Annotated in this window: 19 protein-coding genes; 6 read left to right on the top strand and 13 right to left on the bottom strand. The window is 48.7% G+C overall.

Going from position 1 to position 24,840, the window contains the following annotated elements; translation table 11 throughout:
* Nucleotides 1-5 precede the first annotated feature (5 nt).
* The 3 genes from IEY24_RS00795 to IEY24_RS00785 are packed head-to-tail and all read right to left on the bottom strand — an operon-like array spanning nt 6 to nt 5,858.
* Nucleotides 6-1,121, bottom strand: a complete 1,116-nt coding sequence (locus IEY24_RS00795) for a sialidase family protein (protein ID WP_188927714.1) — start codon at nt 1,119-1,121, stop codon at nt 6-8.
* Nucleotides 1,122-1,153: 32 nt separating this feature from the next.
* Nucleotides 1,154-2,635 carry a RagB/SusD family nutrient uptake outer membrane protein gene (locus IEY24_RS00790; RefSeq protein ID WP_188927712.1) on the bottom strand — a complete coding sequence of 494 codons (1,482 nt, stop codon included), beginning with the start codon at nt 2,633-2,635 and terminating at the stop codon, nt 1,154-1,156.
* A gap of 19 nt (nt 2,636-2,654) precedes the next feature.
* Nucleotides 2,655-5,858, bottom strand: a complete 3,204-nt coding sequence (locus IEY24_RS00785) for a SusC/RagA family TonB-linked outer membrane protein (protein ID WP_188927710.1) — start codon at nt 5,856-5,858, stop codon at nt 2,655-2,657.
* Nucleotides 5,859-6,045: 187 nt separating this feature from the next.
* On the opposite strand from IEY24_RS00785, the gene IEY24_RS00780 reads away from it, so the two are divergent.
* From IEY24_RS00780 to IEY24_RS00775, 3 genes are all read left to right on the top strand, one after another.
* The gene (locus IEY24_RS00780) at nt 6,046-6,747 is read left to right on the top strand and encodes a FadR/GntR family transcriptional regulator (protein WP_188927708.1); all 702 of its coding nucleotides are present in this window, start codon (nt 6,046-6,048) and stop codon (nt 6,745-6,747) included.
* Between the two features lie 479 nt (nt 6,748-7,226).
* Nucleotides 7,227-7,358 (top strand): hypothetical protein, encoded by a 132-nt coding sequence (locus IEY24_RS32910; RefSeq protein ID WP_262892312.1) that lies wholly within the window; start codon nt 7,227-7,229, stop codon nt 7,356-7,358.
* 837 nt (nt 7,359-8,195) lie between these two features.
* Complete coding sequence (locus IEY24_RS00775) at nt 8,196-9,926, top strand: T9SS type A sorting domain-containing protein (RefSeq protein WP_188927706.1); 1,731 nt, start codon at nt 8,196-8,198, stop codon at nt 9,924-9,926.
* A gap of 255 nt (nt 9,927-10,181) precedes the next feature.
* Here IEY24_RS00775 and IEY24_RS00770 read toward each other — a convergent pair whose 3' ends face one another.
* Nucleotides 10,182-10,361, bottom strand: coding sequence for a DUF2188 domain-containing protein (locus IEY24_RS00770; RefSeq protein WP_188927705.1), 180 nt, complete (start codon nt 10,359-10,361; stop codon nt 10,182-10,184).
* Nucleotides 10,362-11,219: 858 nt separating this feature from the next.
* On the opposite strand from IEY24_RS00770, the gene IEY24_RS00755 reads away from it, so the two are divergent.
* On the top strand, nt 11,220-11,759 hold the full coding sequence (locus IEY24_RS00755; protein ID WP_188927704.1) for a hypothetical protein: 540 nt from the start codon (nt 11,220-11,222) through the stop codon (nt 11,757-11,759).
* A gap of 79 nt (nt 11,760-11,838) precedes the next feature.
* Here the strand turns inward: IEY24_RS00755 and IEY24_RS00750 are convergent, their stop codons facing one another.
* Complete coding sequence (locus IEY24_RS00750) at nt 11,839-12,420, bottom strand: Crp/Fnr family transcriptional regulator (protein WP_188927703.1); 582 nt, start codon at nt 12,418-12,420, stop codon at nt 11,839-11,841.
* A gap of 248 nt (nt 12,421-12,668) precedes the next feature.
* Between IEY24_RS00750 and IEY24_RS00745 the strand changes: the two genes are divergently transcribed.
* Together IEY24_RS00745 and IEY24_RS00740 are read left to right on the top strand one after the other, a co-directional pair.
* Nucleotides 12,669-13,094 (top strand): nuclear transport factor 2 family protein, encoded by a 426-nt coding sequence (locus IEY24_RS00745; protein ID WP_188927702.1) that lies wholly within the window; start codon nt 12,669-12,671, stop codon nt 13,092-13,094.
* Nucleotides 13,095-13,577: 483 nt separating this feature from the next.
* Nucleotides 13,578-13,856: a hypothetical protein gene (locus tag IEY24_RS00740; RefSeq protein WP_188927699.1), complete on the top strand. Its 279-nt coding sequence runs from the start codon at nt 13,578-13,580 to the stop codon at nt 13,854-13,856.
* Between the two features lie 639 nt (nt 13,857-14,495).
* Here IEY24_RS00740 and IEY24_RS00735 read toward each other — a convergent pair.
* The 8 genes from IEY24_RS00735 to IEY24_RS00700 form a co-directional block, all read right to left on the bottom strand.
* Nucleotides 14,496-14,969 (bottom strand): YoaK family protein, encoded by a 474-nt coding sequence (locus IEY24_RS00735; protein WP_188927697.1) that lies wholly within the window; start codon nt 14,967-14,969, stop codon nt 14,496-14,498.
* 2,099 nt (nt 14,970-17,068) lie between these two features.
* Nucleotides 17,069-17,344 (bottom strand): carboxypeptidase-like regulatory domain-containing protein, encoded by a 276-nt coding sequence (locus IEY24_RS00730; protein WP_188927695.1) that lies wholly within the window; start codon nt 17,342-17,344, stop codon nt 17,069-17,071.
* A 110-nt stretch (nt 17,345-17,454) separates the two neighbouring features.
* Entirely contained in the window at nt 17,455-17,871 is a 417-nt protein-coding gene (locus IEY24_RS00725; protein WP_188927693.1) for a YidH family protein, read from the bottom strand.
* Nucleotides 17,872-18,211: 340 nt separating this feature from the next.
* Entirely contained in the window at nt 18,212-18,493 is a 282-nt protein-coding gene (locus IEY24_RS00720) for a hypothetical protein (protein ID WP_188927691.1), read from the bottom strand.
* Nucleotides 18,494-18,726: 233 nt separating this feature from the next.
* Nucleotides 18,727-19,836 (bottom strand): efflux RND transporter periplasmic adaptor subunit, encoded by a 1,110-nt coding sequence (locus IEY24_RS00715; protein WP_188927689.1) that lies wholly within the window; start codon nt 19,834-19,836, stop codon nt 18,727-18,729.
* Nucleotides 19,826-23,023, bottom strand: coding sequence for an efflux RND transporter permease subunit (locus IEY24_RS00710; protein WP_188927687.1), 3,198 nt, complete (start codon nt 23,021-23,023; stop codon nt 19,826-19,828). The genes IEY24_RS00715 and IEY24_RS00710 overlap by 11 nt, the downstream gene beginning before the upstream one ends.
* A gap of 12 nt (nt 23,024-23,035) precedes the next feature.
* Nucleotides 23,036-24,415: a TolC family protein gene (locus tag IEY24_RS00705; RefSeq protein ID WP_188927686.1), complete on the bottom strand. Its 1,380-nt coding sequence runs from the start codon at nt 24,413-24,415 to the stop codon at nt 23,036-23,038.
* Nucleotides 24,416-24,421: 6 nt separating this feature from the next.
* On the bottom strand, nt 24,422-24,829 hold the full coding sequence (locus tag IEY24_RS00700; protein WP_188927685.1) for a response regulator: 408 nt from the start codon (nt 24,827-24,829) through the stop codon (nt 24,422-24,424).
* Nucleotides 24,830-24,840: the final 11 nt, after the last annotated feature.

The following is a 24,840-nucleotide window of genomic DNA, read 5'->3' as shown; positions in this document are numbered from 1 at the left end:
GCTTATTAGTACAGCCATTTTTGCGAAAACCGCTTCACGTTCGTTACCGACAGATGCGTCTTTTTTACCTGGCTTCCCGCGCAATACCCCAGCAGCACGTCATTTTTGGTAAAATGGATCGCGATGTAACAGTACCAGCCATCCGGGTCGGTTTCGATGTTCCGGGTGTTGATCCAGGTTTTACCGTCGTCTTTGGAAATGGCCACGGTCAGCGGCGTGCGTTTGTCTTTGGTTTGGGGCTGGCTGCCGTCGTTGTTGTTCCACACCAGCAGCAGATCGGACGTACCCGGAATTCGCTTGATAGAAGCCGGCGACAATGGCGAAGCAATGTTACTCGGCTCGATGTGCGACCAGCTGGCTCCCTTGTCCGACGAATAGGACAATTGCTGCACACCACCGCTGGCGCGAATGAACATCATAATCCGGCCGTCTTTCAATTCGATCAACCCTGGCTCCTGAGTGATGATTTGAGAATTGTTAGGGATGGCCGAAGACGACTTCCAACTGGCACCCTGGTCGTCGGAATAGTAGCTGTACAGCGTGGCCTGGTTCTGCCATTTGCCGTCCACAGCCCGATGCAGCGCAACAGCCATCATCAGCCGGCCATCCGACAGCTGGATCACCCGACTGTTGTTCAGCACGAAATACCCTTTCTTGTCGGTAATGCACGGCACGGGCTCACTCCACGTCTTGCCTTCGTCGGCCGAAGTCCGCATCTGAGGGATACAGTCGGTTTCCGAATTCTTTTTCAGGTAAAACAGGGCTATCTTCCCATTTTTCAACCGGAGCAGCGATACTGACATCACGTTCATATCCCCTTCCTGCTCCACGATCAATCTATCAGCAGTCGTCCATGTTTTACCACCATCGCGGGACAGTCTTCCGGCCAGGTAGGCCGGCGCGTGATCGCTGGTGGAACTGCCTGTATAGCGGCTGTATATAAAAAGGATATCGCCGTTTTTGAGTGTGATAAAATCCCCTTCGCTGTTTCGCGGATTGTCCGGACCGGGATTGAGCTGCAATGCAAGCTGCGGCCCGCCGGCTGGTAGCTTTTGAGCGTGTGTACAAATACCGGGCGCTACAAGCAGCGAGAGAAAAGCAGTAAGGATTAGATGTTTCATGAGGTTAAGAGTTTAATTCAGTAATAATCTGATCAGTAGCCCGGATTTTGTTTAACCTGAGGTTCAAGGCTCAATGTAGCCTCTGAAATCGGGAAAAGCAGCAGATAATCCTTGCCTACGCGGTCCTTCAATGAGGGTATTTTTTCGAATGCTTTTCCAAAACGCACCAGGTCCCACCATCTTTTTCCTTCAAAAACGAGTTCGAAAAGACGCTCCTGAAGAATGGCTTCGTCGTTGGCCTGCTTGCTGCCGCTTACAAATACATGCTGCTTATACGCTGCGCCGTAGGCCCGCTCCCGCACCTTGTTGATTTCGGCGGAAGGGTCCTGTCCCAGCGCATTTTTTGCCTCCGCTTTCATTAGTAATACATCCGCATACCGGTACAGGATCACATCATCCAGGAACAGCCGAATACCGGAATTGACAAAACCATTGAACTTCACAGCAAGCGACCCGACGAACTTTTGGGTACCTGACGCAGCAGTGTATACTTCGATAAAGGAAGCATTCTTCCGGGTATCGTCCGCAGTAAACTGGCTCCGGATCGTCGCGGACGGTGCCCAGTAATTCTGCCCTGCCGGGAGACCAATCGCCGCTTTGGTTGCCACATCCAGGTCGGACGGTAAAAATGCCTGCGGGAAATACATCAGGCTGTAATGGTTGTCGGTCGCTTCGATATCCTTGAAACGCACCGCCATCAGAATCTCCTTGTTGCCTTTGTTGGTATAGTCAAAAATGTCCTCGAATTTGGGCAGGAGACTCACATCCGCTTTCTCTGCCTCGGTAATGGCGGCCAACGCGATGTTAAAATCGGTCTCGCCGCCGCCGAGTCTTTTGGCAGTCCAAAGGAACACGTCCGCTTTCAGGGCATTCAATGCGGGTTTCGACCAGAACTGCCGTCCCTGCGCCAGAGCATTGGATTCACCAAAAAGCTGGTTAGCCTTGGCGATGTCCTCCTTGACAAAAGAGAAAATCTCGGCTACCGGTGTGCGGGGCTTTTGAATGGTGGCCGGGTCGTAGCCCTCGGTCGGTTCGGTTACCAACGGCAAGTCTCCCCAGGTTTTGGCCATGGTGAAGTAGGTGTATGCCCGCATGGTGTACGCCTGGGCGAGGATATTGTTTTTATTAGCCTCGGAAGTAAAGGTGATTTGTGGCACATATTTCAGGATCAGGTTGGCCTGATGAACGATGTAATACATCCCCAGCCAGTTGGGTCCTGCGGTGGTCACGTCCAGGCTGTTATCATGATACCGCTCCCGGCCGCCCGAACCCTGCACGCCCAGGCCCATTACCTCGCTCCGGCCTTCGCCCCACAGGTACAGGTTTTCGGATGCCTGTCTTCTCAAAAGCACATACAGGCCGTTTAAAGCACCATTCGCGTCGTTTTCCGATTTCCAGTAAGAGTCCTCAGTGATCACGCTCACCGGCGCGACATCGAGGTTATCGGTGCAGGACTGGTTCAACCCGGCAAATGACAACGCCAGGCAAGTCAGCATTTTATATTTTATCTTCATCTGAATTGTCATGATGGTTTTACAATGAAATATTCAAGCCCAGGATAATCGAGCGGGGTATTGGGTACCTTCCCCTGTCGACTCCCCCCTCCTCGGGGTTCAATCCCTTGTAACCGGTGAAGTAATGCAGGTTGTTTGCCGTCACGTTAAGCCGCAAACCGTTGATTTTCGCCCTGTTCAAGATCGATTTGGGAATGCTGTACGCCAGGGTAAGCTCTCGCACGGCCAGGTAATCTCCCTTTTCGTAATACATCGAGTTCCCGCCGCCGATACCTCCGCGGTACAGGTTATTCTGTACCTGCTGATCAGCCCAGTAGAACCGGGGAATATCGGTAATGTCGCCGGGTTTCTGCCAGGATCTTTTCACGTCCGAAAGCAGCCCTATTTCCCCTTGAAACTGGCCGATCATCTGCGCCCTGGGATAATTCTGAATCGTGTGACCGGTCGTGTAATCCATCCGCAGCAGCAGACTGATCCCTTTGTATTCCAATGAATTGGTAAAACCGCCCGTCCAGACCGGGTAGGGATTTCCTACATACACCCTGTCCTTCTCGTCGATCACCTTGTTTTGATCCGCATCCTGCCAATTCACATCCCCGCCATATTTCGTCTTGTTGGCACCCGTTACCAGGTTATCCACGGGGCCTGCGGCGGCTTCCTCGTCGGTGGCGTAAATGCTCAACTGCTTGTAAGTATACATATCGCCGATCCGGCCGCCCTCTTGCAGGCCGCCCATCCAGGCATAGCCGTTCGTAGCCGGGTTCCAAACGTAGACACCGCCGATACGGTTGTTTTCAATGCCATTGTAAGGCAGGCTGAGGATTTTATGCTTGGTCTGCGCTGCATTGAAAGAGACATTCCAATTGACGGCGCTGCTGGCCGGAAGCACGCGGGCGCTCAATTCAAGCTCCACGCCTTTGTTTTCCAGGCTTCCCAGATTAGTGAGCACGCTCGAAAAGCCGGTCGACATAGGAAGGCTTAGCGAGGTTAACAGGTTATCAGTGACCCTGCGGTAATAGTCAAAGAGCAAACTGATCCTGTTCCCAAAAAAACCTACATCGGCCCCGAGGTCAAAGGTTTTGGAACGTTCCCATTTCAGATCCGAATTGGAAATGGTTGTATTCAGTACCGCCGCATTGGTCGAGTACTGGTTGCCGACGCTGTAATTTCCCTGCGCGGTAAAGTCGCCCAGGCCGCTGATGTTACCATTCACGCCATAGCTTGCCCGCAATTTCACGCGCAGCAGATTTTCGGGTAATATCTTCCAGAACTCCTCCCGATGCAGGTTCCAGCCGACCGACACGCCCGGGAACACACCCCATTGGTTGTTACGCCCCAGATTGGAGGCCCCGTCGTAGCGCGCGCTGAGCGATACCAGGTATTTCTGGTCAAAATCGTAATTGATCCGCGAGAAATAGCCGATCAATGCCTGACTGCTCTCCGATCCGCCAACCGCTACCGGCTCAGCCGATGCATTCAGGGTTGGTACCAGGTCGGACGCGGCCTTTCTACCCGTCGCACTCAACCCAGTGTTGATCCGATTAAAGTAGGAAATACCTGCCTTCACTTCCAGATTGTGCTTCCCAGCCAACGCTTTGGCATAAGTCAGCACACCATCGGCCTGGTATTGTTCGGTTTTATCAAAAGATCCGGTCGCGCTGCGCGTATCCACGTACAAGCCCGGCCCGTTATAAAATGCTTCCTGGAAAGACCGCGCTTCGAGCGTGGATTTGAACAGCGAGAGCTGAGGATCGAAAGAGAGACCCGGCAAAATATCCCAATGCGAGCCGATTGCCAGCGTCAGGTTATCCCGGTTGTTCTTAGCCTTGATTTTATTGAGATGATACACCGGATTACCGATACTCTGGCCCGTTCCGGGCGCCAGCGTGCCATCCTCGTAGGCATATTTGGCCGTCGGAGCCAGGCCGATGGACCGCTCGAAAAGCGCATTGTCGGAAATGCCTTGATTATTACCCGAACTGGAAAACATCAACCTGCTGTAAAAACGGAGCTTGTTGCTCACGGTCAGGTCACCATTCAGGTCAAAGTTCAGCCTCCGGTATTTGGTGGTGATGGCGATGCCCTCGGCATCCATATAACCGAGCCCGGCGCTATAAGTCGCCTTTTCCGTGCCGCCGCTGACCGAAACATGATGGTTTTGAGACAAAGCCGTCCTGAAAAGAAGGTCCTGATAGTCGGTACCTTTAAAAAGCAGCGTTTTGCTCAGATCGACCGGATCGGGCATGCTTTCCCATCCCTCTTTGAGTTTATACTCGTTGGCAGGCGTCAGATACTGAGTCGTATAAGCGGTATTATTCGTCAGATCGTTCCCGGTGCCGGAGCTGTTGGGCAACGTCAGCTTGTTGAGGTTGGCGGGGTTCTTGACCGACGAAGCCACGGTCCCCAGCCGCTGAAAATAGAGCCAGTCGCGCGCGGAAAGCAGATCGTATCCCTTGGCAAGGCTCGACATGGTGGCATCGTACTGATACGAAACCCGCACCTTGCCCGCCTTTCCCGACCGCGTTGTGATGATTACCACACCGTTAGAAGCCCTGGCCCCGTAAATGGCCGTAGCAGCCGCATCCTTCAACACCTGCATGGACTCAATCTCTTCCGAGCTGATGTCATTCATATTGGAGCGGATCACGCCGTCGATGATGAAAAGCGGCGCCGAGCCGTCCGGGTTGTTGATCGACGTCCCTCCCCGCAGGATAATACGTGGCGCATTACCGGGCAATCCCGACGTGCTCTGCACCCGCAAACCAGCAATGGAGCCTTGCAGAGCCGAAGCGGCATTAGCGAAAGGAATATTCTCAAGAACCTTGCTGTCGAGCTTGGAGATGGAGGAAGTGATGTTTTCGCGTTCCTGCTTTCCATAACCCACCACCACCACTTCATTCAGGTTATTCTGGTCGGGTTCCAGGACCACATTCACCTCGTTCCTGCTTCCAACCCGCTCTTCATGCGTACGATAGCCTACGAAGCTAAAGATCAAAATGCTTTCACTGGCTACGCTGATCTTATATTTCCCTTCGGCGTCCGTATTCACTCCCTGCTGACTACCTTTTACCACGACAGTCACAAAGGGCAACGGCTGACTGTCCTGGCCGGACTTCACCTGTCCGGAAACTACCAGATCTTGCGCATACACCGCCGAAACCGCAAACCACAGGCCCGCTAGAATCATCAGTGTTTTGATCGTTTTGCTTTTAATGTAACGCATAAAATTTCAAATCATAAAGGTTTATATCGGGAATTGTCAGAAATACAAAAGAATGATTGTTTGTTTATTTGTCCTACAAATGTAATTATAGGATTTTAATATAAAAGTGTTTGTATGAAAATATTATAAAACTTGTCGATGTAGCCATCTTTGCCTTACCTTTGCCCGCAAAAGGAAACTGAGATCAATGAAAGCGAGCGCACTAGGCCCCATGGAGAGCCTGTCGATGACCGACAGGGTAGAAAACATTCTAAGGGAATATCTGATGGACAATGGTTTCAAACCGGGAGATTCGTTGCCCAACGAAACCGAGATTGCACAAAAACTGAATGTGAGTCGCAATGTAGTCCGCGAAGCGTTGAGTCGGCTAAGGATGCTGGGCCTGATCGAAAGCCGCACGCGGCGCGGGATGATTATGGCGCAACCCGACCTTTTCGCGGGTATTGAGAAGGTAATGAGCCCGTCGATCCTAAGCCACGACAACCAGAAAGACCTTTTTGAGCTACGATTGATTCTTGAAATGGGAATCGCCGAGTTCCTGTTCGCCCGTAAAACCGATAAAGACCTCGAAGAGCTCGAAGCGATCGTCAATAAGCAGAAAGGCTTGAAATCACTCTCGCGGGAAGACGAGATCGAATTTCATGGTAAACTGTATGAAATGACCGGCAATGATACATTCAGACGATTTCAGACGCTATTGTTCCCAGTCTTCGATCATGTATTCAAGGAGTATTTAGATAAGGGCGTTCATATGGATTTACCCAATCCGGTTTCTCACGCCGATCTTTTCGACGTCCTGAAAAGCGGCACTGCCGGACAATTCCGCAACGCGATGTATGTTCATCTGACGCCCTACTTTACAACAACGCTTAAAAAAGAGCACAGTTGAACTGCTGTATCCGGTCGTTCGAATTGTACCTTATTTTGAATTACCATTTTCCTCATTCGACCTACTCCCGTGCTCAAACTACACGCCAGAAGCGCTTTAAAAACAAATCTAAACAGGATCAGACAAAAGACAAAAATTGACGATTATGTGGTAGTAATCAAGTATCACAATACTTACAACGCCGCCCGTCCAATGAACACCGCCTCCCTGTCTCTCGTATTTTTCCAACCTTCTGCCATAAAAATAGACACAGAGCTAATGCGTCTGCTTTATGATCAATGTTAAGCCCAAAGGAAGTAGCAAAAAGGTATTTTGTAACCAAGATGATCTAGCTTATTTTAAATCTGAATGCTGCGTAAGTTAATTTCGTTCCGATCAACTGGTTGCTCTTGCCCAGCGGAAAGGGCTTTCACGAATAGCAATCCACTCCCAGTTGATGCAGCCTCAGCGTCACATGCTTGCCTGGCGTTACCCAAAATATGAAAACCAACTATCGCTATAATGCCAACTCAAAAGAAATTGCTGATGTAAGAAGAATCCGGAATATCAATGGTACAATCAGCCGGCTGGACGCTTATGAAGCTAACCACCGTTGGATAAAGAATGTTTAATAATGACGTACCTCTGCAGGAGTCCAACAAGATGTTAGGGTATAAAGCATCTGGACAACCTCGCGCTGCTATCTTGGAAGAAAATCGAAAGTAAGCGAGAGCATCGCAAAGGTTAAGAATAGGCTATCCCGTTACTCGGATTTAGGGGAGATGCGGGAATGTCAATCGAACACTTAACCCGACTTTTAACACTGATACAGACTATTAAACTGGAAGGTTAGACTGAATTTTCAGATGCACATAGCCATTACATAACACTCATCGGATCTCACGGCTACTCTCTATATTTGGGTCACAGATTTGAATCCCAGCGGGATGACGGTAAGCACCTCAAAATGTACTTTTTCTGTTCAAAAATTTCTTCTTTTTCGAATCCTTGTAGATGAATCACTCTGGCTCAATTCAAGTCAAAACATTCGGTAACCCGCTTTGCTTGTCAAAAAATTTAGCCTAATTCCGAAGGCTTCCGAATCGCAAATTATGAAATAACCTTACCTATTCCAGCGACCATGCTAACTTCTCTTGCACTAAACACTCCATTTTCAGCCCTCCCCTATCTCTTTTTCATCAGCAAATTTCGCCTGGTAATAAATCTGCCGAGAATCGGATGATCGGCAACCCTATATTTTCCATTGGCCCACACCCGCACTCCCTTCTTTCTCTTTTAACTGCCACATATGATAATGTGCTCGCTGGCGGGCTGCCGTTTTTCATTGATGCTACCTGCCACGCTTTTGCAAGCAATCAGTGTCCATGGATTTAGTTGAATCATTGCAAGGTTAACTTGTACTATTAAAATTCACTTCTCAACCTATCCATTTACAAAACACAATGATCATGAAACACTTCATTTACGTCTTCATTTCCTTTGTGATCCCGATGTCCGCATGGGCAGAAAACGTTGTTGCACCGTTTTACGAAAGCGCTGCATTGGTTCAAGATCAGTTCACAGCATGCATTGAATCCGAAAACGGAAGCGGAAATGGTCCGGTCACCAGCGATCCGAATGCGTCCAACGGAAGCACCAGAGGCGAAGAAAACAATTATGACCACTATGTCGACTACGCAGTCGATGGGGTGCAAACAACCGGCACGCATCAGGTAACAGTGCGTTATTATGCCGGTGGGGCCGCGCAAGCCAGTATCTCCGTAAATGGGAACATCGCTATTTCGTCGGCGAATTTTCCGCCTACCCACTCCTGGAACATCGTTTGGCGGGAAGAAACCTTCTCAGTAATGCTCAACCAAGGCAATAACGTGATCAGGATACAGGGGCTACCGGGCAACAGTATTCGCCAGGATAAAATCTGCGTGACCGGTCCGGGAAGCGGCCAGCCGGCATGTGCATTCGACATAGCCCCCGCATCCAATGCCCCAATATACGACCGGAGCAAGCCCATGTCTTTCACCGCCAACTGCACCGGGAATTGTGCAGGTGTGACCTACACCTGGACGGGAAATGATATCAATGCTACCGGAGAAACCGTTAGCCTCACCTCGCCAGCGACCACCGGATACTATACTTATTATGTGACCGCCTCCAAACCCGGATGCATCTCAAAAGCAGATTCCGTGGCGATCCGTGTTGATTGGGGCGTGGCGCCATGCCGCTTTTACTTTTACCCGGAGGTCGTTTCCTACAACGTAACCTGCTCCAAACCGATCGTGATGTTTGCCCGATGCCTCGAATATGATTGCGACAACGTAACCTACTCCTGGAATGGCCCTGGCCTGAACAATACGACAGGCCAGGTCGTCAACCTGACTACACCCGGTGAAATCGGCGACTACGTATACACTGTGACGGGATCAAAACCCGGATGTGAAACCAAAACCGTTGAATACACATTAAGGATCACTAGCTGCCCACCCCCTGCGAACGAGGAATTCGGTATGTGTGTGGATGCGGAAACTCAGGACGGCTCCGGCCCAATCACCAGTGACCCCAATGCTTCTGGCGGCGCTACCCGAGGCGATGAAAACAATTACAATCATTATGTGAATTATGCGATCAACGGTGTGCCGGCTGACGGCATGTACAGGCTATCGCTGCAATATGCGGCAAGTTCCAGCCCAAAAATTTCGCTCGCCGGTAATGATGGCTACATCTATTATGCTCTCGCCATTCCTGCCACCCATAGCTGGAATATCGTTTTCCGCGAAGAGATCTTCATGATCCCGCTCAGAGCTGGAAACAATATACTGCGGATCGAAGGCGCTCCGGGGGCGAGCATCAGGCAGGATAGGATTTGTATCAATAGCCTGCATTCCGGCGCGAGGGCGGGAGCTCCCGAGCTAACATTCGAATCCGTCGAACCAAAATCTAAGCTGAACGTATTCCCGAACCCCTCACCGGGAGAGTTCAATGCCAGGTTCAATATACTGGAAGGCGACGCCAGGGTCACAGTAACGGACGTCCTCGGCAGGGTGTGGTATGACACCAAAGTAAAAGGCAAAGGCCCGCACGATAAAAAGATCAGGTTAGGCAATGCGCCGGCAGGCATTTACATTATGCAGATCAAAAATGGCAGCACCACAGATCACAAGAAGGTGTTGATTGCACATTGAGTATAACAAACGGCAGGCTGCTTTCCAGCGGGAGACACAAAAAAGTTTCTTAAAACGGAAAGCAGCTTTACTGCATTACAGCTTTACTATCAGCAAAGAGAAAGACTGGCATTTACTTCTATGACCAAATGTCTTCCGTCGATGACATAATTTTAGTTGCTGAGATAAGATCATACAAAAAACGGCATCGATCACAGAATTTACAAGCCAAATTGGCGACGTACTTAAAATGCATTAGGGCACCAGTTGCCGTGCTTATTGCTCGTCTTTCTCGCGTTTGAAAAACTCCCTTGTATTTTTTAAGCCGGTAGCAATCGCGACGCCTTCCTCAACGCTGTCGGCCAGTAAAGCATTGGCGATTTCGACCGCTTTCTCGCGGATTTTCTTTGGCTGATTTTTATAAGATGGTGGGTAATCCCCATGATACCAAGGCATAATGCATCGTTTTTAAGGTGAAACCAAAACTTTATTCATCCAACAGCTCGATCCAGGCCGGCGCATGATCACTTGCTTTCCAGATCGCGGACGTGCCTATCCACGTCTGCCGCAACAAGACGCAACCTTTCTGAGGACTTGATAAAAAGCAGTCCAGACGGCAGGTCAGCATCTCGGTGATAAGCATTTCGAAATGACTCGGCCAGTATTGGTCAAATCCCCACCCAAAAAAGTCCTTTCAACTACCTCTAGTTTATAATTATTCTAAGTGCACCACTCGAATCGCATGTGGTTAGCTCCCCCAGATCAGAACTAATAGAAGATGAAGTCAAATTGAAGATTACCCTACTTAATTAGTAGATATTTCTAGAACCACACTGAATTCTCCAGCGTTAGTGGCTACCGGCGAACAAAAAATTTTTACTTCCGACTGCGATAGGCCTGACCACATTTTCCACCAATTGTTATCGATTGGAAGTCTGCCCTCATACATGTAGTGGCCAAGATCATCCCAGTGCGCAAAAACATACCAAAAAGCCGGACCAATCAGGCTTTTTGGCAATACTTTGGCGAAGACACTATTAGTTGCGTTAACGTTCCGTTGGTTAAAGGTCCAAAATGCAGGCAGCATTCAACGACCCTTATAACTTTGACCCACTTTCGACTTGAATAACGGGTGGACAGCAAAGACACAGCGGGATGAAAGTTGGTTCGATCAAGGGAAATCCTTATCGCGCTGAACAAAATTATCACGGGTAATAACGACCGTGGACCTTAAACCTGCGCTTTTTAGTTCCGTGTTGTATTTTCAGGCTCCCACGGTATTCTGTGATCCCGCCGTCAATTTTACCTGCTTCTTTGAGCGTCAGTATAACATTATACTTTTCTCTCGAAACCTTGAGCCCTTGCCTTCTGGTCGGGTCCGATGTGAAAAAGCGGGGCAATGCCTTGTCACTCACTCAGGCCGGTCAAAAGTCCTTGTCCAAACGGCGGGAAGTCCGGTTCTGGGAGCTGCTTGACATTTTCACTACTCGTTTCAACTGGGGTTACCTTGACCTTGCAGATACGCAGGCCGGATACTTCGGCTGGGCATACTCACTGTATTTGCTACACCGGTATGGTGCGCAACACCGTAAGGCTAGCTTTTACGCTTCCAAAGTCATGCAGGCCTTTCCCAATTTACAACAACCAATTCCATCGGAACATCCAGGATTTACCCTGGCGCCAGAACGTGTTTATCAATGGCGATTTATTGAAAAATTTGCAGCCTGGTTTGGCCTGATAGAGCTTGAACAAGCCTCTATTGGAGCTATTCACGAGGGCGGAATTCTGCTACGAAAATCACCGATCTTCGGCCAGCTTTTTCAATTCGATGCGCCTGAAAGTTGTCATAGCTGAGTACTTACGTTTTGTACCAGAACTTTAATGGACAAAGATTGTATTTTCTTGCTTTATTGAGACACTCGTCGGACAAAGATCAAAGAACGGTGCCCCTACGAACCCTGCTCAGTGTCTCCTTGGTAATTCCAAGATAGGAGGCAATGATGTGTTGTGGAAATCGCTGCATGAAATTGGGATACTCCTTTACAAATTCTGCATAACGGGAATCCGCGGCAAGGCTGATCGTAGAATTCAAGCGCTTCTGGTTGGCGATCGAGTTCTTCTCTTCCATTATTTGAAGCATCTTCCTTACTGAGGGTATTTGGTCTAGCAGAGAGATGGTATCTGCGTGGCTAATTGTAAGCAGCTGGCAATTTTCCCACGCATCTATATTGTATTTTGATGGCGTCAGCGTGACGATGCTTTCCCTGTCGCCCATCCACCAATTCTCGATGCCCAGTTGTATGACATGCTCGGCTCCCTTCTCATCAATGCTGTACTGCCTCATTGCTCCGCTGACAATAAAACAAAAATGCCCGCAGACTTCGCCCTGCTGAAGGAAATACTGCCGCTTTTTAAGTCTCTTGAAAAAAAACATCCTTCGGATAAGATCCTCTTCCTGCGCGTCCAAGGGGACTCCGGAGTACCTATTAATATATGAAATCAGTGAATCATGCATGATGCGAAAATTTAGGGTTTGAGCTGCACTATCCTTCGTGGTAGTACTGCACGTGGCCACCCTCCCTAAGTGTACATCTAGCACTAACCAAGCTTGGCCCGTAAGCCAAGTCCCGCGCCGCCAACCATGAACGAATATACACATCCGTTGATATTTATCAACGTTCTTTTTTATCATTTGTCATCGCTCGATGGTACTGCGAGGGAGTAGTTTTGTTGAACAATTATTAATTTAAAAATCAGAAAATCATGACACAATCAAACAATGACATTTCGAGTAATTCAACTGAATTAAACAAGCAAATCGTGTTGCAAGCCTATGCCTCTTTGAAGGCAGGGAATGTCGCGGGCTACTTCGATAGCATGGCCGATAACATTACGCTTACCTACTTCGGCAACCACCTGTTCACAGGAACATATCGCGGCAAGAAGGATATTTTGGACAACTACGTGCCGGTATTGCTCAATCGTCTGGAAGGCCCCATCAAAATTACGGTTACTAACGCGATTGCGGAGGGTGATCAGGTTTTCGTGGAGGCGGTGGGCGAATCCAAAACCAAGGACGGGCTCGATTACAACAACCTTTACGGCATCGTGCTTCGTTTGCAAGACGGAAAAATTACCGAAGTCCGTGAGTACATGGACACGGAGCTAGTTAAGGCCATCTTCGGCTGAAATCGCGGTAATATACAACTTAAAGGGTAACAGGCGCTCGCCGGCGTTCAGACTGTGAGGTTGTACGGCAAGATAAACCGGTATGAGTCCAAGTCAAGGGACTGGCGGCTCGTACCCCACTACTAGATGCACGATTACAGCGCCATACCAAGTAGCGAGGAAGGTAATCACACCATTCATTAACTAATCATGAATGGTGTGATACTTTTAAATGAGTTTTACGATGGGAATGTGGGAAGTCTATAAATAACGGCATTATGTTTAGTGAGAAATAACATTACGAGACCTCGTAAATTTGGGCAAGGCGGAGTGCTTTGCAGCTAAGACTATTGTGAGCATTGAATCCCGAATTCTTGGGGAAGTTTGGTTCTTCTGGTTTCTTAGGTTTCAAATTGGGGTTCGACCCCGTATAGGAGAATATACTTGATCAAACCGGAGGGCTTCGCACTTTGCCTTTTGATTATACCAAAATCTATGTTTGCGATGAAACAGGTAAAAGGGTATCAAAAGTCAGCAGTAAAAGCAGCTTCGATGACGATCGTAAATCCGAATGCGGCCGGTATTGACATTGGTGACACCATTCATGCAGTCGCTGTACCAGGGGACAGGGCGCAAACGCCAGTCCGAACGTTTGGGACGATGAGTTGTGGTTTGGATGAAATTGCCGATTGGTTACAGGAATGCCGTATTGACACGGTGGCTATGGAATCCACCGGCGTCTATTGGAAGCCGCTTTTTGGTCTTTTGATACGCCGGGGGTGATCAGTGGCTGCGGATTCCCCAGTCTGTCGTGCGAAACACCGCCGCGAGATGAATAATCGCAGACGCCCCTTTTACCGCTTCGAAGGGCGTTTCAGCACCAGCAACGTTTGCCAAGAAACTAGAAATAGATAAAAATTCAAACCTCCACTTCTTCTTTAGGGCAAGGCTTCACACGCTGGCTATAACTTTCGGTTTGGGAGGACTGACCGGCCGCCGGCCGGCTCAAATGTATTTCCGGCTGTTCAAACTTCTGTTGGTTTCAGATGTGAGAAAATCCCACCACACGGTATCCACAGTGGAACCTTTTAAACATCCTAAAAATTCTCGACAGAGAACCTAGCCCTACTCACCTGTCTCCATTTCTGGGATATCTCAGCCGATAGACTGTTACCGCATTGGCAAACATATAGGGCTCATCTGGTTGGTGGTTTGCTTCGTGGACGAACTCATAGAGTTTACGTGCTTCGTAGTCGTAGAGTAAATAATTGTTTTGCCCAGCCTTGGTGTAACGTCTAATAAGGTCTCGATCATCATTGATGCCAAATCCTTCCAGCTGGAGATGCGGGGATGTCAATCGAACACTTAACCAGACTTTTAACACTGATACAGACTATTAAACTGGAAGATTCGGATGAGTTTTCAGATGCACATCGCATTACATAACAGGTCATTGACCACGCCGTCTGAAATACGCGTTACCGTCGCATTCTGTAGTCCCACGGCAAAAAGCAAGATACAGGCCGTTGCCGTGGCAGCTTTGTGAATTGTGTCGACTCCGGGAAAAACGACTGCGGACAACAATAAAATTTCAACTAATACCGGAATAGCCTGGGCGTAGCGCCGCGCGAGGCGAAACCCGGTTTCCAAAATGGTATTAGAGAGGAAAGCCCCTACCAGGTAGCAAAGAATGTAGACCAAAAAGGCCCGTGCACCGGAAAAATCCCGCTTGATTACATTATCAGCAAAATAAGCGAAGTGGCCGGTAACGTCTGTAGTCAACACGGCAACCGCGAAGAAGCCCGTCACATTTACAATTCCTGCCACCAAGGATAACAAAGATGCAAGCCTAAGGTTGTGGACCGGTCTTCTGCTTTTGCCCTTATTCCTGAACATATTTTCAAAAATAAAACAAAGGTAGCCAACTCGGCGGGTAAACAAATTGGCTTAGCTATTTTCACGACCCAATCGTAGCCGGCCGTCATGAAACCCCAGTAGTTGTAGCCAGACAATGGGAGCAGTTTCCGATCTGGCAGCACAAGTTTTGATTTAGTTCGAAAAATGTACAATATCTACTTTTCCCGAACATACGTCGACGTTCCTCCCCCACAACTTTGCACGAGCAGAGTGTCGGGCGCAGGCATACTTATCCTCATTTCCGGGCATGATCCGCAAAGAACTAAAAGACAGTGTGGATATTCAACGGGAGCGGTTGGCTGGGGAACGAATTCTCTATCATTAAAGAAATATTTTAAAGGAGGGCAGCATGACAGTCTTCCATACCCGTCGACGATCACACCATCAGCCCGAATCTCGATTAACAGGGATCTGCTTTGTCCAGTTGTATCGGGTACCGTCGTGCTTCCATCCTTCCCCCTATAAGCAGTCATTCGCCACTCGCCGACAATAGACCGAATATCGGCCAATGCTAGAGGGCTATCATTTTTGCATTGGACAAAAGCAATCAAAGTCAAAATGAAGAGCAATACCTTATTCATAGTTTCCTGATTTTAGACTAAGATGCGAATTTAGATTCGATCGTTGTAACCGAACTGACAATTTGCAGGGTCTTTCGAGTCGTTTCGGTGCCGACAACGGAGCTACCGCGACCGGTACTGCAAAAACTTATATCCTTATTGCTGCATTGGCTTCCTGTAAATGCTAATCGCTTCGTATCCTGATCAATTCGGGCTATCTTGTAACCTGCCTTGTTTCATATGGTTAACCTCACCTTATAGTTTATAAAGCACAGAAAAAGGAGGTAGGCATGCTGTCTACTCCTACCAATGAAGGTCGGCAAGGATTTGAGTGACCGAGGCTTTGCACATTCGCGGTATACTATTTCATGATGATTCAGCGAAGTTCCCTGTATAAATAGAAACAGACTGCCATATGCTTCAAAATCGCGTAGACCCTTACGGGCAAGTGATCTGTACCGCTGCGCGGGGACATTGGACGGGGAATCGCGGCGTAATTCACAATGACCGCAAAGAAATAATACGAGTATTTAGTGTAAGGCCGTGGATCACCTGTCTGCTTCAGTTTAAGGGGCGTCACCGTGTCGTTATGACTCCAAACCGCTGGACAGAACTGTTCTTCTTGGATGAAGCTACCGCATTTTCCGCAGGGCACCGGCCATGCGCCGAGTGCAGAAGAGACGATTTCAACCGGTTTAAAAGGTATTGGACGGAAGGAAATCCGCAGCATGGTTTTGACCTAAAAACACCTATTGCCCAAATATGTCTCGACAAATACATTTCGGAGCAGAATTTATGCTCATGCAACGTAGGGAGCCACTTAGATTTCTGGCTGATGTCTATCAATAGCTCGGCGACAGGATCAACGTTCTCGGAGTTTACACTATTATGCAGGTAAGTTTGCGCAGAGGAAGAAGATCGTATGGCGAGTATATATTGCCAGCCGATAGCAACGGCCCCTGCCCAACTCGAATCCATCGCGTCAGTATCGTATTCCTCTAAGAGGCTGTCGAACTGATTGACCTGAGTTTTGCTCAAAAGAAAGTAATTCGCTTCTTGATCCGCTTTACCAAGTTCGGCATCTCGATAGTTGTTTTTTATCCAGATAGTGTCACTACCGGTAAATTTGACAGAAAATGAGTTAACACCATCTCGGTAAGTCAAATCAATCATTTTTCCATTATCTGCTTGACGTTGATGACAGTTGGCCAAAAAAAGAAGAATTAACCAGGAGCACCATTTCGTTATCTGCGTACAACTCATAAATATGCATTCAACTATACAATCAATCTGCAAGATCTTTTAGTATCGAATACTAATCTTCTCGATGTGCTCAGCCAGAATATTTATAACCACATCCTCAGATTCTAAATTGGCCTCCCATGCAGTTTTCCTGTCAATTGTCAGATTTCTTGCTCGTAAATTACCGAGTGCTAGTAGGGCAAACAGGAATTTCGGAGAACAAACGGGAATTACCAGTGATACCGCGTCGTCAAACCTGAAAGCGAGATATCATGACTATCTGGATTGGTTTGATTCAGCTTTCAGCATGACATCCAGCGAAGTCTGACTGCCCAAATGGACCTCCTGTAACTGGTAACCAGCCAAAGAAAAACCCAGTGTAGCTTCCTCACCGGCATTGACTGAGATCGAAAATCGTCCGGCAGCGCTGGTGCGCGTGATACCCTGCGTTCCCTTAATGAGCACATTGACATTTGATAGCAATGCGCCATCTTCATTTCTGACAGTGCCTTCGATATCAGCTGTTAAGGCCGGACTCCATAAAAAGCTCATTAACAGTGGGCTCTGGCTTGCGATTAAATAAGAACAATGCTACTATAAGTACGAAGAAAGTCGCCAGGTATCGATAGTATAATGTGAAGGTTTTTGCCATAGCTTGGATTTCATTGAGTTAAATAGTCTTGAAAGTTTACACTCAGCATCAAATAAACCACAAGAAGGACACTAATTAACACCAGCACAACGGTCAACAGATTAGTCAGCCAGATCCTTGGGCGGTAGGTTCCACTTTTCAGCTCTGTGTCTGTGATGTGAAACTGGACGAACGCGAGCAGTATCGAAGAGATCCCGAAAAGGATCAATACAACCCCGATGATTTTGGAATACCCGTGCGAGTAAATTTTGACCGGCCTTTCAAGAACAACATTAATCTGGGTAATAAATAGGGAGAATTTGACGACAACAAACCCAAATGCCATGATCCCAACGCCAGTTCTTACCCAGGCAAGATATGTCCGCTCATTTGCCAGGTGATCATTGGGTTTGTAATCTTTATTTTCACGAATTGAGTTTTCTGCCATATTTATCTAAAATTTACGTGTTCAATAAAAAATAAAAAGCCAGCACTCAGTGAGTGCTGGCTTTCCTCTAAACGAACATAGTGCGATATTATCACACCAAAAAATGATTACTAAATTAGTGTTTTCAAGCAAATATCAAATGCAATTTAAGAACATCTTTTTCCGATAAGTAAATCTAAAAAATACTCAAAAATCCACTGCGACACAATCGCAGTGGATTAAGCATTATCTGCTCATGCATAGCGTTTACGCCATACGTTCTTAAAGATTAAAATAAAAATGAGTGCATTAAAGTTTTGATTTTTATTAACTTATATTTACATGTATTTAATCAAAATACTCAAATATTATGCTGTCTTTCATTTTCGATTTTAATAATCAAATCCTGTACCTTCTCGACTAATCGCTTATCCCACTTTGCCCCGTTTGGGGATGGCCTATCTAGCTCATTTAATTTATTTGCAATTTCATTCAGTGAAGTGTATCCCGTTTCCCTTAATGCTTTGATAAAAGGGGCTACCTCCAAGGCAAGTTTCTGGGTGGCACTTAAAGTGTCTACCTTTTTTGTCATTTGATCGCCGATTGCCGCTGTTACCCCAATACCCGCATGGCCCGCTTTCATTCCCGCACAATACATCTCGCCAAGGACCTTGTAAAACAAATAGTGGCTATAACCCGTCAATGAACATTTTCCCTTCAACCGGCCGGGTCACAATCCGGATGGCTTCATCGATGAAGCCATTCCGAAGCTTGTCGTTGCGCAGCTTTTCCGGTTAGCGACAAACACAAATGCAGAAAGTCACTATTTGAGTGTACCATTTGATGTAGGGTGTATCGCTATTACCTAACCACGGTTTACCTGCTTGCCACTACCTTCGTTCCCTGCCTGAGGTCATTTCGCGGGTTTACAATAATCTTATCTCCTTTTTTGAGGTTTCCGAACACCTCTGTCATCTTTGCCTGCTGCCCCAGGCGCACATCTACAAACTCGGCGTTACCTTCTGGGTTAACTTTGATCACATACTGGCGTTCGGTTGAAACGATAACGGCGGTGCTCGGTACGGTCAATGCACCCTGGGTTGCTTCGGGTGTTAGCATCACTTCGGCGAACATCCCTGGTTTAATCCCGCGGCTTGCATTATTGACATCGATTTCCACAGTTTCGGACCTGAACTTCAAGTTCATGTTGCCTGACCGGCGGCTGATGCTCCCTTTGAAAGTCTGTCCTGGCATCGCATTCAAATAGTAGCTAACCGGTTTGCCTTTTTTTAGGCCCAGGCTATAATTTTCAGGCACATCCACCACGAGTCTTAACCGGTCCTGCTGTTGCAGGTTAAGCATCGGCCCCACCTGCCGAAGGCCTGAACCCACCAATGCCCCGGGGTGGACGTTACGCTCTGTGATAATCCCATCGAACGGTGCCCTGACGGTCAGGTAGCTTTTGATCTCTGTCAAGGCGTCAAAGTTGGCCTTTTCCCCCATCGCCGACGCGCTGTCGGCCATCATTTTAGCATACGCGCTTTCCAAATCGAGCGCGGATACCGAGCCCGTTATGCGCGTACTGGCTTTCAACCGCCGGTAGTGCTCCTTGCTGGCCACGAGCATGGCCTGGGCTTTTAAAAAATTCGAACGCGCCGCCACCAGTTGCTGCTCGGTCTCGGGCGCTTCCAGCACCATCAATACTTCCCCTTTGCGTACCGGAGAGCCCCGGTCGACCAGCACTTTCTGCACAAAGCCATCGGCCTTCGGGTAAATGCTGACTTCCTGAAAAGCAAGGAACTCGCCCGGCAACTGGATCTCTTGCCCGACTGAACCTTGTGATACTTCGCCAATTTTAAAGGAAATCTCGTTTTTGCCTTTTTGTTTTTTTGATTCCTTGGGCGTGGATGATTCGGAGGAAGAACAGGCGGAAAAAACGCCCAGCCCTAACATTAGTATTAAACAGTTATATGGATTAGTTTTCATTGCTTAGTGCTTGTTCAGATTTATGGGAGCCGTTTGCTGAAAGTGATGTATGTATTGCCACAGAATGATCGGGCAACAATGAAGGATCTTGCAACGGTGTTTTCTTTTGCAGCAGCGCATACACCTGGGGTACGATATAAAGGGCAGCCAGGGTGGATGCTACCAGTCCGCCGATTACAGCGCGTCCCAGCGGCGCAACCTGCTCGCCGGCTTCACCGGTGCCGAGCGCCATCGGTACCATACCGGCCACCATCGCAAAGCTGGTCATTAAAACCGGCCTTAACCGCAGTCCCGCGCTATCCAGCGCCGCTTTTTCGGCATCCCGGTACTCCCAGCGCAAACGCTCGGCATTGGTCACGATCAGGATCGCGTTAGCCACCGAAATACCGGTGGACATGATGATACCCATATAGGATTGAAGGTTCAAGGTGCTTCCAGTCAGGAGCAATGCTGCGATCGATCCGGCGATGACGGCTGGAACCGTTGAAAGGATTACCAGTGAAAGTTTAAGGGACTGGTAGTTTGCCGCCAAAAGCAGAAATATGACTAAAATTGCGATACTCAACCCAATTTGAAGACTGTCCAGCGTCTCAGTCAAAAGTGAGGACATCCCCTTTACCTCGATGGCAATACCTTTGGGCGCTTGACCAAGCGAAGCGATCGCATTTTCTACCGATGTGGTTGCCGTGCCAAGATCCTGATGGTGCATATTGGCAGAAACCGTCACAAAGCGCCTGGGCCCGGTCCTGGAATATTCTCCTGGCAAGGTATCAACCGAAAACGTAGCGACATCCGCCAGCACAGGACGTGCTTGCCCTGCCACGAGAGGCACTTCCTGCAATTGGCCCAGGTTGCGCATAGCAAATTCAGGAATCTGCACCTGCACTTGATATGTGTAGGCCGAGTTCTGGTCAAGCCACTGGTTTTTCTCAGTGTACCGGCTCGATGAAGTCGACGCGGTGATAGAACGGGCGGCAGCCTGAAGGCTTAGCCCCATCACTGCCAGCTTTTGACGGTCTAGCTTGATGTTGATCACAGGGAATTTGAGCGGCTGCACAATGCGCACATCACGCAGGTGCTCATCTTCCGAGAGCTTTTCTATCAATCTGGATGCATACCCCTCGATTTCCTTCATGTTGCGCCCGGCAACCTGCACCTCAATGGGTGTGAATGCCCCGCCGCTCATGAGCTTTTCTGTCAGATCTGCTGGTTCGAACGAAAGCGTAATGTCGGGCATTTCCTGATGTACCATCCTGCGGATACGTTCTTTCAAGTCTTGAATGTTGGTTTTATATTCCGCTGCCAGCCCCACTTTGATCACCGCATCGTTCGGACCGCTGGTACTTACATACAAATTGGAGGTTGCATAGTTGGTAGGTACAACCCCTACGTAGGCGGACGAAACTTCCAGATGCCCGTCGGCCGCATCGTTAACCAGCGCCAACAGTTTGCCGACCTGCTCTTCGGTCCTTTCCAGGCGCGTTCCATCCGGGGTTTTCATCCGGATTACCATCTGACCGGAGTTTATTTGCGGAAGCATGTCCTTACCGATCGCTGAAAATCCCCATGCGGCCAGGCCGATGATTAGAACTGCATAGACTCCAACGACCAGCTTATTGACGGTAAGCAGTCTTCGGTTTTGTGAGATAAACCCTGCCCGGACCTTGTCGAAAAAAGTAGACGGCTTGGCAGTTTCAGTCTGATGCGCATGCCCCTGGTGCTCTTTAAGCATCCAGTTGGCCAGGATCGGAACCAGGCTCTGAGCGAGCAGGTAGGACACTGTCATTGCAAACCCGATCGAAAGAGAAAGGGGCAAAAACATCGCACGGGGGACGCCGGACATGATAAATGAGGGTGCGAATACGGCGATAATACAAAGCAGGATCAATAAAAGCGGCAGGGCTACTTCCCGGCACGCCTCGTAGATCGCCAATCTTTTGGGCTTACCCATCTCAAGGTGCTGATGAATATTTTCTATGGTCACCGTAGCCTGATCGACAAGTACCCCGATCGCGAGCGCCAAACCCGAAAGTGTCATAATATTGATGGTCTGACCGGCAAGGTTCAAACAGAGCACTGCGGCTATAATTGATACAGGGATCGTAATGATAACAATCAGCGAGGAGCGCCAATCGCCCAAAAATATCAGCACCATCAGCCCGGTCAATAATGCGCCCAGGCCCCCTTCGAAGAGCAGGCTTTTCACAGAATTGATCACAAATACCGATTGGTCGAACTCGTAATTCACCTGGATATCGTCCGGCAGCAGGCTGCGCATTTCTGGTAGCCTTGCTTTCAGCGCTGTCACCACATCCCAGGTTGAGGCGTCAGCCGTCTTTACAACCGGGATATAAGAGGACCGGCTACCGTTGACGAGCGCATAGCCAGCTGTAACATCTGAACCATCAGCTACATTGGCAATATCCCTTAAAAGAACTGTCCTGCGGCCCTGGGTGCTGACCGGGATCTGACCAAAATCTGCGACCTGCTCTTCTAGTGAGTTCAACGTGGTAATATAAGTAGTGTTATCTACCCGGATATTACCCGAAGGGGTCATCGCGTTGTTAGAGGCGAGGGCCTCCACCACTTCGTCGGGTGAAATATTCAGAGCGCGAACCTTTTGCGGGTCCAGGTTAATGACGATTGTGCGCGCATTGGTACCGATTGGCGGCGGGGCTGTAAGGCCGGGAACCGTCGAGAACAATGGCCGGATCCTCGTTACGGCAAGTTCATGGATTTCTTTGAGCGGCCTGGTTTTGCTGCTAAAAACCAAATCACCAATCGGCACAGATGAAGCATCGTACCGGACCACCTGGGGGGGCAGCGCGCCTGGTGGAAAGAATTTCATGGCCCGATTAACTTGGATAGCCACCTCGGCTGCAGCCTGCGCCATATCGCTTCCCTCAAAAAAGGACAGTTTGACGATCGTCAGGCCTTGCACGCTCCTGCTGGAAATTTCCTTAATACCTCCAATATAAAGAAATTGGTCCTGCATACGGGTGGCAAAAAAGCCCTCCATCTGAGCAGGGGACATACCACCGTAAGGCTCAATAACATAAATAACCGGCGAATTCAGTTTGGGAAAAATGTCGACCGGGATCTTGGTAGCAGACATGACGGAGAATACCACCAGCCCGGTAACAAAAACCAGTACCGCAATCGGACGTTTTAATGATAGGTTCAACATGGGAAAATAATTTTACGGCCGGCGGAAAAAACTAAAAAACTCATCGAAGTCACTGGTAGCATAGGCGCGTTGCAGCCTGAGCTCGACAGCGCGCCGCTGTACATCAACTGCCTGTTTTTCGACTTTGGTCAGCAGCTGCATTGCATCTGTCAGCCCCAGGATATTTTCGATACCGTTATTATAGAGGGAAAGCCGCTGTTTATAGGCGCTCTCGGCAGACCTGATCGCGGTGGGCAACTCCCGCAACGCCTGGCGCATGATGGACATCACCGAGTCGGAGGAAGCCAGCGTATTTTCCAGTTTCATCCTTTCGAATTCCAGCTTTGTATCCGCTTCTTTGATTCTGAACTGCTGGACTTGCAGTCGGCTTTTGACGCGCCGGAAATCAACCAGGTTGACAGTTGCAGCCAAACCCACCAAAAAGTTGGTGCGGCTGTAACCAAAACCTGACCCGAGCGGCCCGAAATTGTTATCTAGGTCTAGGCTTGTCCCACGGGCCCAGGCAGCGGTCATCACTGAAACCCTGGGCAAGGCTGCGCTGCGGATCACGCCCACTTCGGTTTGCTGACGGCTTAATAAACTAGCCTGGTAGTGAAGCAGCGGGTGGGCAGGGCCTACCTGTAAGTCTAATGGCACACCAACTAGCGCCTGCTCATGGAATGTGGTATCAATCACGAGCTCGCTAATTGTCCTGCCAGTGAGCATGGCCAGTTGCAAAAATGAACGCCTGAGCCCCTCATCGATCTCGTAGTAGTTGAGCCTTGCACGCGAAAGCTCCACGCTTGCAAGCGATGAGTCAAGCCCTGGCCTGATGCCGTTGCTGACCAGGTTATTAATAATTTTACTGACCGTGTCAGCCCTGGCCAGGTTACGGGATTCAATCTGCAAGATCCTTCCTCTCCATAGTACATCCAGATAGGTTCCAACCACTGCTTGCCTGAGCAAAAACGCTTCCCTTTCTACGCCAGCTTGTCCGATAGCAATGTCCGCGCTAACAAGCTGGTCTTCTGCTTTAAAGCGGCCAAAATTGTAGACTTCCCAGTCCGCTGTTGCCAAAGCAATGTTGCCAGAGGTCAGATCCATCCGGTTTTCCGGCCTTCGGCCCCCCGAGGTCGGAACGATCATCCCCATCGAAAAATACGAACCCGACAGGCCGTTCGCTGTGCCGATATCGATCTGGTCATGCAGGCGAACATTCGGTAAACGGCTGTCTTTTAACACCCTGTCACTGGCCTGAAATGCCGCCAGCGCTGCCCTTTGGGCTTCAATGGTAGGATATTTTTCGACCGCCGAACTCACCGCCTGCTCCATGCTGAGCAGCTGCCCTTGCGCGGCGGGATGGGTGGCAAAGGCTATTAAAGTAAAAACAAGCGTACGCGGTAATCTTAACATATTGGTTTATAGGTTCTTCGCAAATAAAACTGCCGGGCGTAGTAATTCTCTCCACTGAGTGAAAGTTACAGGCTTGAATAAATAGCTATTAGCTTGCCGGTTATATGCATTGGAAATAATTTGTGGGTCAACATTGGCCGATAATATAAAAACCGGTACATGGTCAAAGGCAGGGCTTTTGCGGATCTGGTCAAGTATATCAAATCCGGATCCGGCAAGCACGCGCACGTTGATAAATATGATGATACAGTGTAAGGAACCATGGAAAGTAACCCCGTCAATTAAGCTTTCAAATGACTCGAAGCGTTCGACAAGGCAATCAGGGTGAGTTTGGCTTACAGCCATTTCAAAGAAAACAACATCATCTTCATCATTTTCGACAAAAAACACAGTCCATTGATTATCAGTATCCATTGCGCGTCAGG

Source organism: Dyadobacter endophyticus, from assembly GCF_014641595.1.
In the GTDB taxonomy this organism is placed as follows: Bacteria; Bacteroidota; Bacteroidia; order Cytophagales; family Spirosomataceae; genus Dyadobacter; species Dyadobacter endophyticus.
The sequence above is the reverse complement of the archived record's forward strand: the minus strand, read 5'-3'. Positions and strand labels throughout refer to the sequence as shown.

Excerpts from the sequence above, each read along its gene's own strand:
- IEY24_RS00715 (WP_188927689.1), bottom strand. The coding sequence starts at position 19,836 with ATGAAAACTAATCCATATAACTGTTTAATACTAATGTTAGGGCTGGGC.
- IEY24_RS00740 (WP_188927699.1), top strand. The coding sequence starts at position 13,578 with ATGAAACAGGTAAAAGGGTATCAAAAGTCAGCAGTAAAAGCAGCTTCG.
- IEY24_RS00705 (WP_188927686.1), bottom strand. The coding sequence starts at position 24,415 with ATGTTAAGATTACCGCGTACGCTTGTTTTTACTTTAATAGCCTTTGCC.
- IEY24_RS00785 (WP_188927710.1), bottom strand. The coding sequence starts at position 5,858 with ATGCGTTACATTAAAAGCAAAACGATCAAAACACTGATGATTCTAGCG.
- IEY24_RS32910 (WP_262892312.1), top strand. The coding sequence starts at position 7,227 with ATGAAAACCAACTATCGCTATAATGCCAACTCAAAAGAAATTGCTGAT.
- IEY24_RS00770 (WP_188927705.1), bottom strand. The coding sequence starts at position 10,361 with ATGCCTTGGTATCATGGGGATTACCCACCATCTTATAAAAATCAGCCA.
- IEY24_RS00775 (WP_188927706.1), top strand. The coding sequence starts at position 8,196 with ATGAAACACTTCATTTACGTCTTCATTTCCTTTGTGATCCCGATGTCC.
- IEY24_RS00730 (WP_188927695.1), bottom strand. The coding sequence starts at position 17,344 with ATGAGCTTTTTATGGAGTCCGGCCTTAACAGCTGATATCGAAGGCACT.
- IEY24_RS00750 (WP_188927703.1), bottom strand. The coding sequence starts at position 12,420 with ATGCATGATTCACTGATTTCATATATTAATAGGTACTCCGGAGTCCCC.
- IEY24_RS00710 (WP_188927687.1), bottom strand. The coding sequence starts at position 23,023 with ATGTTGAACCTATCATTAAAACGTCCGATTGCGGTACTGGTTTTTGTT.
- IEY24_RS00735 (WP_188927697.1), bottom strand. The coding sequence starts at position 14,969 with ATGTTCAGGAATAAGGGCAAAAGCAGAAGACCGGTCCACAACCTTAGG.
- IEY24_RS00745 (WP_188927702.1), top strand. The coding sequence starts at position 12,669 with ATGACACAATCAAACAATGACATTTCGAGTAATTCAACTGAATTAAAC.
- IEY24_RS00780 (WP_188927708.1), top strand. The coding sequence starts at position 6,046 with ATGAAAGCGAGCGCACTAGGCCCCATGGAGAGCCTGTCGATGACCGAC.
- IEY24_RS00720 (WP_188927691.1), bottom strand. The coding sequence starts at position 18,493 with ATGAAAGCGGGCCATGCGGGTATTGGGGTAACAGCGGCAATCGGCGAT.
- IEY24_RS00790 (WP_188927712.1), bottom strand. The coding sequence starts at position 2,635 with ATGAAGATAAAATATAAAATGCTGACTTGCCTGGCGTTGTCATTTGCC.
- IEY24_RS00700 (WP_188927685.1), bottom strand. The coding sequence starts at position 24,829 with ATGGATACTGATAATCAATGGACTGTGTTTTTTGTCGAAAATGATGAA.
- IEY24_RS00795 (WP_188927714.1), bottom strand. The coding sequence starts at position 1,121 with ATGAAACATCTAATCCTTACTGCTTTTCTCTCGCTGCTTGTAGCGCCC.
- IEY24_RS00725 (WP_188927693.1), bottom strand. The coding sequence starts at position 17,871 with ATGGCAGAAAACTCAATTCGTGAAAATAAAGATTACAAACCCAATGAT.